The sequence below is a fragment of the Arthrobacter sp. Hiyo1 genome, from assembly GCF_001263615.2.
GTDB lineage: Bacteria > Actinomycetota > Actinomycetes > Actinomycetales > Micrococcaceae > Arthrobacter.
The window spans coordinates 266578-275639 of record NZ_DF952471.1 but is presented as its reverse complement, the minus strand read 5'-3'; the positions used below and the strand labels follow the sequence as shown (position 1 = coordinate 275639).

The window sequence follows — 9062 nt, the reverse complement described above, 5'->3', positions numbered from 1 at the left end:
CTGGCCCGCGGGGTCACTCTGGGGCTACGCGCCCGCTCCGACAAATGGATGGTCCTCGGTTCGCACTAAACTGGACTGGTGACTCTCCCCGCCTCTTCAGCGACTTCATCCACGCCCGCAGCAGCCGCCCTCTGGAAGCCCGTACTTCTCCGCGCCGGTGCTGCGCTGGTGTTTGGAGCCGTGACCGTCTTCTGGGGCTCGCCATCCGTTCACGTTCTGGCCTGGGCTGCCGGGCTCTATCTGCTCGCAACCGCGGGCGCCGCGTTCCTGGCTACGAGTGTTCCGGCGGCCGCGGCCGCCGTCGTTGGCCTGGCAGGGGTGGGTGCCTTGATTACGCAGTCCGACACGGGCGTTGGCGTTTCCGCGCTCGTCGGGTTGCTGGTGCTCGGGGTGTTTGAGCTGGTCAAGGGATTCCGGCACCGCGGACGTCACCTGCTTGCCCGCGACTGGAGCATTTCCGGTGTGGTGGGCATCGGCACCGCCCTTGCGTTGCCGTTTTTCATCAGCCTTGGAGCGCACGCGCTTCTCGGTGTTGCCGGCGGTGGCGCCATCATCTCGGGAGTCTTGTGGGTGCTGTCCGGCCTGAGCCTGCGGCACGATGGGCGAACCCCCTCCGCTGAGGCCGTAAACTAGTAGTCGTACGTTCTACCCTGCGTAGAACTCTCGAGGCGCAGACGGCGCCAGCACCCACATTGGAGGAATGACCTTGGCTGACCAAAAACCAGGAGAGCCGCGCAAGATGCGGACCTCGGTTAAGGGACCGCTGATGTTCTCCGCGTTCTGGGGCGTCGTGATCTTCTTCGCTGTGCTGATTTTCGCCTCCGGCGGCAGCGCCCGCACTCCGCGCTTTGACCTCGCCTTTACCGGCGCCGGCATCGCCTTCATTGTGAGTCTCGTCCTCGCCGCCATGCTTTCCATGAGCCACAAGGAAAACGCCGAGCACCTCGGCAAGGGCTCGGGCGTCAACCTCAGTTCCAGGAAACCGGGCCAAGGTCACGGTTCTGCGGCCCCCCAAGCGGGCAGCGAAACGGAAACCCCCGACGCCGACTAGGCCGTCCTAGCCTCCTATCGCATCACGCCACGCAACTTTTTGCCGGCTGGCCACCGCCGCAACCCGGGAAACTCGGGGCAGGCCGCCGTCGTGCACCTTGAAAAGCTGCACGACGTGACGCCCTCCCCTTATTCGGCCCCCGATGCTTTCCGGGCCCGGTAAGCGGCGACGTGCGTCCGGTTGGCGCAGTTGCCCGTGTCGCAATAGAGCTTGGAGCGGTTACGGCTCAGGTCCAGCACGACGGCGTCGCAATCGTCCGCTGCGCACACCCGCAGGCGGTCCATTTCCTTGCTGCGGATGACGTCCACAAGTGCCATGGCAGCTTCCGTGCCCATGCGTTCCGCGAGGGGCGCCTCAGGGGTGGTTGCGTGTAGGTGCCAATCCCAATGATCATGCTTGACCAGCTGGGGAAGTGCGCGCGCGTCGGTGAGGAGTTGGTTGACGGTCTTTGCGGCCGCGTCCTCATCCGCTGTCCACAAGGAGGTTAGCTGGCTCCTAAGTCGCTTCACGCTGGCCAATTCCGCCTCGGTTCCCTCCCTGGTCCCCGTGAATTCTTCCGCGTCAAGGAAGGCGTTGAGCTCGGCGGCACTCGTGAGGGATTCGGTCCCGTTGGCGGCCGTATTGATCAAATTGACCACGGTTCGAAGCGCCACTTCAGTGTCAGGTGCAAAAAGCACTTTGACTCCTTACATCTCTCGGGAGTATTGTCAGCAGCGTAACCCATTTTACTCCTGACAGGAGGCTGCTGTGTCAGCTGCAACAAACCGGGCTGGTGCTGCGGGCTTCATGGCGTCGGGACTGGGGCTCGCGCTCTTTTCCTCAGCGGTTTTCGGCTTGTCCGGCTCGTTCGCCAAGTCCCTCCTGGAAACCGGGTGGACCCCCGGCGCGGCAGTTGCCATCCGATTGAGCGGCGCATCACTCATCTTGGTAATCCCGGCCGTCATCGCTCTCCGGGGACGTTGGCACCAGCTCAAGGACAACTGGCTCACCATCCTGTTGTTCGGCGTGATCGGTGTTGCGGGGTGCCAGCTTTTCTACTTCAATGCGGTGTCAAGGCTGTCCGTGGGGGTCGCCCTCCTGCTCGAATACCTCGCGCCAACCATGATCGTCTTGTGGCTGTGGGCCGCGAGCCGACGCCGACCCAGGGCCCTCACCGCCCTTGGAACGCTGCTTTCCCTCGGCGGACTCGTCCTGGTGCTCGATCTCACCGGCGCCGTGAAGGTCGACTTCGTCGGCGTCCTGTGGGGCATGGCCGCGGCCGTCTGCCTGGTCATCTACTTCTTCATCACGGCCAAGCAGAACGACACCTTGCCGCCCATCGTGCTGGCCGCCGGCGGTCTCATGGCAGGCTCAATCCTTATCTGGATTGCCGGCGGGACCGGTCTGGTATCCATGACTTTCGCCACGGCGGATACGCACCTCGGGCCGTGGACCACGCCGTGGTGGGTCTCGATCGCCGGCCTTGTCTTCCTGTCCACCGTGCTGTCCTACGTCACGGGGATCATGGCAGCCCGAAGCCTTGGGTCCAAGGTGGCATCTTTCGTCTCGCTCACTGAAGTGTTGTTCGCCGTGGTGTGGGCCTGGCTGTTGCTGGCCGAACTGCCCGGAGCCATCCAGCTCGTGGGCGGGGCACTCATTGTGTGCGGAGTGGTCTTGGTGCGAATCGACGAACTGCGGGCGGACAAGCGTGATGCTGCCGGCTTCGGCGAAGTAGCCCCCGAGCTTGACCATGCGAACGACGTCGAGCCGGTGCCCTCGGAGAGGGTGCTCTAAAAACCGAGCCTTGATGGGGGACTGGGCCTAGCATGTTGATATGTGCCGGAACATCCACACCCTCCACAATTTCGAGCCACGAGCCACCTCCGCAGAGGTAGAAGCCGCCGCGCTGCAATATGTGCGCAAGATCAGCGGCACCACCAAGCCGTCAAAGGCCAACGAGGAGGCCTTCGCCGAGGCTGTCCATGAGATTGCGCATATCACACAGCATCTGCTCGATTCCCTCGTGACCCATGCGCCAGCGCGCAATCGCGACGAGGAGGCGGCCAAAGCCAGGGCCCGCGCGGCCGTTCGGTTCGGAACGGCCTAGCTGCCCCCAAACTGCTAGCTCCCCCAACTGACTGGCAGTTGTTGCCGTTTTCGCGCCGGATAACGACAACAACTGCGAGTTAGTTGGGTGCGTCGGGGCTACTTTGCGAAGGAGCGCAACCGGAGCGAGTTCGCGACCACCAGGACCGAGCTCGCAGCCATGGCCGCACCGGCGATCATCGGGTTGAGCAAACCAAGGGCTGCCACCGGGATACCGATGGCGTTGTAGAAGAACGCCCAGAACAGGTTTGTCTTGATGGTGGCAAGCGTCTTCCGGGACAGCTCGATGGCTTGCACCAGCTGGCCAAGGTCACTGCCCATCACGGTCAGATCCGAGGCCTCGATCGCCACATCCGTGCCCGATCCCATGGCGATGCCAAGATCGGCTTGCGCCAGGGCTGCGGCGTCGTTGACTCCATCCCCGGCCATGGCCACAGTGGACCCCTGGGCCTGGAGCATCCGCACCGCGTCCACTTTGCCTTCCGGCAGGACGCCCGCGAACACATCTTCCGGGGAGATCCCGACGGCGGTGGCCACTTGGGCGGCGACCGCGGCGTTGTCTCCGGTCAGCAGGAGAGGGCGAATCCCGAGTTCCTTGAGCTTCGCGATGGCTGCCGCCGAACCGGGTTTGACAGTGTCCCTTAGCGACACGATCCCGGCGGGCTCCCCGTCCACAGCAACCCAGATAGCGGTTGCGCCGCCGGCTTCCTCAGTTGCCAGGGCCCGGCGCTGTGCATCGTCGGGGAAGATTCCGTTGAGTTCCAACCAGCCAGTCCTGCCGGCCACGACCGTTCGCTCAGTGCCGTTTCCGGCTCCGTTCAGCGCAACCATCCCGCGGACTCCGCCGCCCGGGGCGGAACTGAAGTCCTTCACCGCGAGGAGCGGGCCGGCGTCGGGCATTGCGACTTGGCGGCAGCGGCAATCGCGTGGGCGATGGGATGCTCCGACGCTGCCTCGACGGCGCCGGCGAGAGAGAGCACGTCGGCGGGGGAGTGCCCGTTCAAGGCCAGGGTATGTCCGACGGCCAGCTTGCCGCTGGTGACGGTTCCGGTCTTGTCCAACAGGATGGCGTCCACAGTGCGCGTATCTTCAAGCACCTGTGGGCCCTTGATGAGGATGCCGAGCTGCGCACCCCGGCCGGTCCCGGTCAGGAGGCCAACGGGAGTCGCGAGCCCAAGCGCACACGGGCAGGCAATCACGAGCACCGCCACGGCAGCCGTGAACGAGGCATTGAGGTCCCCGCTCAGCGCGAGCCAGACTACGAAAGTAACCAGGGCGATGACCAGCACGACGGGCACGAACACGGCGCTGATCCGATCGGCGAGCCGTGCGATCGGGGCTTTGCCCGTCTGCGCCTGGCTGACCAACCGCCCCATCTGGGCCAGCGTCGTCTCGGAACCGACGCGCGTCGCGCGGACCAGCAAACGGCCCGAAGTGTTGATGGTGGCGCCCGTGACCTGGCTTCCCGGGCCGACCTCCACGGGCACCGATTCACCGGTGACCAAGGAGGCATCCACGGCGGATGAACCGCTCGTCACCAGGCCGTCCGTGGCGATCTTCTCTCCCGGGCGGACCACGAAGATGTCCCCGGCTACGAGTTGCTCGGCCGGGATCTTGTGCTCGACGCCGTCGCGCAGCACCGTAGCGTCCTTCGCCCCCAGGTTCAGGAGGGCCTTAAGGGCGTCGCCGGCCTTCGCTTTGGCGTTGGCCTCGAGATAGCGGCCCAGAAGCAGGAACGTGGTGACCACGGCGGCAACTTCGAAGTACAGCCCGCCGCCCATGCCTCCCGTGGACTCCATGCCCGGGTGTTCGGTCATCATGGGGTTGGCAAAGAGTTGCCACGCGGAGTAGAGGTATGCGGCCAAGACACCAATCGAGACGAGCGTGTCCATGGTCGAAGCGAAATGGCGTGCGTTAATGGCGGCCGCACGATGGAAGGGCCAGGCAGCCCACGTCACCACGGGAAGTGCCAGTGCAGCGGCGACCCAACCCCAGTGCGGGAACTGCAAAGCTGGAATCATCGAGATGGCGAAGACCGGAACCGTCAGTATGGCGGCGGCAATCAGTCTTGGCCTTAGCTGGCGGGACGCAGGGCCGTGATGCATGTGGTCTTCGCTGGCACCGTGGTCGCCTTGCGCGCCGCCACCGGCGCCATGCTCGGCGTGCTCGGTCGTTCCTCCCTTAGACGCACGCTGCCGCATAACACCGGCACCGTCGCTGTGGTCATGTTCCGGCGCGCTATTGCTGCGGTCATGTTCTACAGCGCCGCCGTCGCCGGCGCTGCCTTCGGTGCTGGACTCGATCGCGCCGAGCACATCGGTTTCGCGACCGTGGGTGTGGTCGGCGGAGGGGGCCGTGGACGGACTGGGCCTCGATTCGCGGATCCAGGCTTTGTAGCCCGTTGCGTTTACTGTGTCCACGATTTGTTGGTCCGTGACGTTGTCCGGGACTGTGACGTGGGCTGATTCGAGGGGGAGATTGACGGAAGCCTCCACGCCGTCGAGCTTGCCCAGTTTCCGTTCCACGCGCGCTACGCACGATGCGCAGGTCATGCCCTCGATGTCGAGTTCGATGATGCGGGTGCCCGTTTGATGCAGGATGTCGTGATTGCTCACATTGGCCCCTAGGCCTCGTTGGCGACTACCAGGTAGCCGGCTTCGGCGACGGCTTCGCCGATTTCGGACGGCGACAATTCCTGGGTGGAGGTGATGGTGACGGTGGAGATTCCGCCGGCGTTCAGATCGATCTCGACATTTTCCACTCCCGCCAAGGACTCAATTTCTTCGCTCACTGCGGAAACGCAGTGCCCGCAGGTCATGCCGGAAACGCTGACGTTCGTCTGGATGGTGGCGGTGTGGCCCATGGCGTGCTCCTTGGTGGTGAGTTGAATGGTGTGGTGAGTGCTTGCGGGGTTACCGCAGCAGGCGCCCGATGGCATCGGCTGCCTCCTTGACCTTGATGTCGATTTGCTCCGCGCGCACGACGGGATCCGACTCGGAGGCGGCTCCGACGACGCAGTGCCCGATGTGTTCCTCCACGAGCCCGAGACTCACGGCATGCAGGGCTTTAGTGACTGCCGAGACTTGGGTGAGGATGTCGATGCAATATTTGTCCTCTTCCACCATCCGCGCAATACCGCGTACTTGGCCTTCGATCCGCTTAAGGCGCCGCAAATAGGCGTCCTTGTTGGAAGAGTAGCCGTGTTGGGCATGCGCTCCATCCTCAACGTCGATGACCGGCTGGCCAACGTTCAAGTCAACCGGGTTCAAGTCAACCGGGTTCACATCTGTGGAGTTCACATCGATCGTGCTCATGCCCCAAAGGTATACCCCCTAGGGGTATAAAATCAAGTACCCCCAGGGGGTATCGGCCATTCAGCGAAAGATCGCCTGTTTACAAATTCCCGTTTTGCAATGCAAACCTTTTGCCGCTTGTGCTTCCGCTCACAAAAGTATGTTTGTAAAGTTTCCTTCCATACCCGAAGCGGGGGACCGCCGGGCACCTAACCCTTTTCTCCATGGAGGATCCATTGAAAATCGCACGCTCTGCGGCTGCCATTGCCCTCGCCGCCCTCGCGCTGACGGCCTGCGCCCCGCCCACGTCGAACAATGCCGCGTCATCTTCGGATGAGAAGTCCGGCACCATCCGCGTCTGGCTCTTCTCGGAAGTCAACCAGGACCCAAAATCCGCGGTAGTCAAGGCCGCGGTTTCCGATTTCGAAGCCAGTCACAGCGGCGTCAAGGTCGACGTCCAGTACATTCCCGTCGACAGCCGGGCAGAACGGTTCAAGGCCGCGTTCAACGACCCCTCGAGCGCTCCCGACGTCGCCGAGTTCGGCAACACAGACCTTGCCAGCTACGTTGCATCCGGCGGATTGTCCGACGTGACTGCGGACATCAAGGCCTGGGATGAGTCCAAGGACCTGGACGGCAAGATCCTGGCCACCACGGACGTCGGGGGCAAGAACTACGGCGTGCCCTGGTACGTCGGCGTCCGGGCCCTCTACTACCGCACCGATCTGCTGCAGAAGCTCGGACTGGAGGCGCCCAAGACCCTCGCCGACGTCGAAACCGTGGCCCGCGCCGTCCGCGCAGCCAACCCGGACATGCTCGGGATTTCGGTCGGTGGAGCTGCGCAGTTCTCCGCCATGCCCTACCTCTGGGCCAACGGCGGCAACATTGCCACGAAGAAGGGTGGCGCCTTTGTCTCCGGCTTGGATTCGGCCGAATCCCGGGACGGCATCTCCGCTTATGCCCGGCTGCTCAAGAACGACATCTGCCCGCCCCAGACGTGTGCCGAATTCGGCGGAAACGCGAGCGTCCAGCAGTTCATCGCCGGAAAATCGGCCATGACCATCGGTGGCGACTTCAACTACAAGGCCGTAGCGGCCAGTGCGGTCAAGGACAAGTTCGCGGTGGTTCCGGTTCCGGGCAATACGGCTGGTTCGATCGCCCCAGCGTTTGCCGGCGGAAACAACCTGGGCGTCTTCAACAGCAGCAAGCACCACACCCTCGCAGCCGAGTTCGTCGAGCTGTTGGCAGGCAAGAAGTACCAGCAGAAGATGTTCGACGCCATGGGCAACCTGCCCACATTCAGCGACGTCCAGAAGTCTGTTGCCGCGTCCAATCCGCAGCTTGACCCCTTCATCAAGACCCTCGCCGCCGGCACCAATTTCGTCCCCGTGACCGAAACCTGGTCCACCATCGACGCCCAGGGCATCTTCACCGGCATGTACCAGAAGATCGTCACGGGCAAGGCTGACGTCAATACCGCTACTGCGGATGCGGCAGCGGCCATGAACAAGGTCTTCGGATCCAAATGACGAGGTTCGTGAAGCACGGCCGATCCGCGCCAGGCGGCGCGGCGTGACGGCGTTCGCGTCCGCGAAGGCGGACACGAACGGGGCCAACCGCGAGCAGAACCGTAAGCCGACGACGGCGGGGACGTCCCGCGTCGTGCGCTAGGCAAGCGCGGCTTGGAACCGTGGTTCTACCTGGCCCCGGCTTTCATTGTCCTGATCGCGCTGCTGGGATACCCGATCTTCCAGCTCATCAACGTTTCTTTGTACGACTACCGCCAGGCCCAAGTCAGTGGCAAGGCACCACTGCAATTCACGGGCCTGGAGAACTACCAGAAACTGTTCGCCGATCCGGAGTTCTGGTCCGTCCTGGGCAACACCGTGCTGTTCGCAGGCGCCTGCGTTGTCCTGACGCTGCTCGTGGGAACGTCGTTGGCGGTCTTGGCCACGCGGCTCCGGCCCTGGGTCCGGAGCGCACTGTTCGTAGTCTCCTTGGGCGCTTGGGCCACACCGGCTGTCACCGGCAGCGCCGTGTGGTTGTTCCTCTTCGACCCCACGCTGGGGCTCGTCAACAAGGCGCTCGTGTCGGTGGGCTTGACGCAGTTCAACGGCTACTCCTGGACCTACGACAAATGGTCCGCCTTCGGGTTGGTGGCCAGCGAAGTGGTGTGGTGTTCGTTCCCGTTCGTACTCGTGACGGTCTACGCCGGCATCCAGGCGATCTCCACCGAAGTCATTGAGGCGGCGCGGCTCGACGGTGCTTCCATGCCCCGGATCGCGCGCAGCATCATGCTTCCGATGCTGCGGCCCATCGTGATGGTGGTGACCATCCAGTCCATCATCTGGAATTTCAAGATCTTCTCCCAGATTTACATCATGACCAACGGCGGCGGTATTGCCGGGCAGAACCTCGTGCTGAATGTCTACGGCTACCAGCAGGCCTTCGCGGCCAGCCTTTATGGCCTCGGCTCGGCCCTTGGCGTCATCATGACCGCGCTGCTGATGATCATCACCTTCGTCTACCTCCGCATCCTCAAGAGAACGGGAGAAGTCCTGTGACCGCCGTCGACGTTCCGCTCCGCAAGAACCGGCCCGCACCGGTCGCGCCGCAACAGTTCCGCAAGGGCG

11 protein-coding genes are annotated in these 9062 nt (G+C 63.6%); 6 read left to right on the top strand and 5 right to left on the bottom strand.

Annotated elements, in window-relative coordinates:
- Positions 1-78 precede the first annotated feature (78 nt).
- Both AHiyo1_RS12825 and AHiyo1_RS12820 read left to right on the top strand, forming a co-directional pair.
- The gene (locus AHiyo1_RS12825) at positions 79-633 is read left to right on the top strand and encodes a hypothetical protein (RefSeq protein WP_059388826.1); all 555 of its coding nucleotides are present in this window, start codon (positions 79-81) and stop codon (positions 631-633) included.
- A 67-nt stretch (positions 634-700) separates the two neighbouring features.
- Positions 701-1051 (top strand): hypothetical protein, encoded by a 351-nt coding sequence (locus tag AHiyo1_RS12820; protein ID WP_059388825.1) that lies wholly within the window; start codon positions 701-703, stop codon positions 1049-1051.
- Between the two features lie 128 nt (positions 1052-1179).
- On the opposite strand, the gene AHiyo1_RS12815 is transcribed toward AHiyo1_RS12820, so the two are convergent.
- On the bottom strand, positions 1180-1728 hold the full coding sequence (locus tag AHiyo1_RS12815; protein ID WP_059388824.1) for a CGNR zinc finger domain-containing protein: 549 nt from the start codon (positions 1726-1728) through the stop codon (positions 1180-1182).
- Between the two features lie 70 nt (positions 1729-1798).
- Here AHiyo1_RS12815 and AHiyo1_RS12810 point away from each other — a divergent pair, with 70 nt between their 5' ends.
- Together AHiyo1_RS12810 and AHiyo1_RS12805 are read left to right on the top strand one after the other, a co-directional pair.
- Positions 1799-2824, top strand: a complete 1026-nt coding sequence (locus tag AHiyo1_RS12810) for an EamA family transporter (RefSeq protein ID WP_059388823.1) — start codon at positions 1799-1801, stop codon at positions 2822-2824.
- Between the two features lie 40 nt (positions 2825-2864).
- On the top strand, positions 2865-3137 hold the full coding sequence (locus tag AHiyo1_RS12805) for a DUF2277 domain-containing protein (protein WP_059388822.1): 273 nt from the start codon (positions 2865-2867) through the stop codon (positions 3135-3137).
- A gap of 98 nt (positions 3138-3235) precedes the next feature.
- Here the strand turns inward: AHiyo1_RS12805 and AHiyo1_RS26750 are convergent, their stop codons facing one another.
- From AHiyo1_RS26750 to AHiyo1_RS12790, 4 genes are all read right to left on the bottom strand, one after another.
- Positions 3236-4036 (bottom strand): HAD-IC family P-type ATPase, encoded by an 801-nt coding sequence (locus tag AHiyo1_RS26750; protein WP_253257314.1) that lies wholly within the window; start codon positions 4034-4036, stop codon positions 3236-3238.
- Entirely contained in the window at positions 4006-5688 is a 1683-nt protein-coding gene (locus AHiyo1_RS12800) for a heavy metal translocating P-type ATPase (protein ID WP_253257333.1), read from the bottom strand. Before AHiyo1_RS12800 ends, AHiyo1_RS26750 begins: the two co-directional genes overlap by 31 nt.
- A gap of 71 nt (positions 5689-5759) precedes the next feature.
- Entirely contained in the window at positions 5760-5999 is a 240-nt protein-coding gene (locus tag AHiyo1_RS12795) for a heavy-metal-associated domain-containing protein (protein WP_059388821.1), read from the bottom strand.
- A 49-nt stretch (positions 6000-6048) separates the two neighbouring features.
- Positions 6049-6450 (bottom strand): metal-sensitive transcriptional regulator, encoded by a 402-nt coding sequence (locus tag AHiyo1_RS12790; protein WP_253257313.1) that lies wholly within the window; start codon positions 6448-6450, stop codon positions 6049-6051.
- A gap of 215 nt (positions 6451-6665) precedes the next feature.
- Between AHiyo1_RS12790 and AHiyo1_RS12785 the strand changes: the two genes are divergently transcribed.
- Together AHiyo1_RS12785 and AHiyo1_RS12780 are read left to right on the top strand one after the other, a co-directional pair.
- Complete coding sequence (locus AHiyo1_RS12785) at positions 6666-7958, top strand: extracellular solute-binding protein (protein ID WP_059388820.1); 1293 nt, start codon at positions 6666-6668, stop codon at positions 7956-7958.
- Positions 7959-8111: 153 nt separating this feature from the next.
- Positions 8112-8993: a carbohydrate ABC transporter permease gene (locus AHiyo1_RS12780; RefSeq protein ID WP_059388819.1), complete on the top strand. Its 882-nt coding sequence runs from the start codon at positions 8112-8114 to the stop codon at positions 8991-8993.
- Positions 8994-9062 lie beyond the last annotated feature (69 nt).

Coding starts and splice junctions, on each gene's coding strand:
- AHiyo1_RS12805 (WP_059388822.1), top strand. CDS start 2,865: ATGTGCCGGAACATCCACACCCTCCACAATTTCGAGCCACGAGCCACC.
- AHiyo1_RS12795 (WP_059388821.1), bottom strand. CDS start 5,999: ATGGGCCACACCGCCACCATCCAGACGAACGTCAGCGTTTCCGGCATG.
- AHiyo1_RS12820 (WP_059388825.1), top strand. CDS start 701: ATGACCTTGGCTGACCAAAAACCAGGAGAGCCGCGCAAGATGCGGACC.
- AHiyo1_RS26750 (WP_253257314.1), bottom strand. CDS start 4,036: ATGCCCGACGCCGGCCCGCTCCTCGCGGTGAAGGACTTCAGTTCCGCC.
- AHiyo1_RS12800 (WP_253257333.1), bottom strand. CDS start 5,688: ATGACCTGCGCATCGTGCGTAGCGCGCGTGGAACGGAAACTGGGCAAG.
- AHiyo1_RS12790 (WP_253257313.1), bottom strand. CDS start 6,450: ATGAGCACGATCGATGTGAACTCCACAGATGTGAACCCGGTTGACTTG.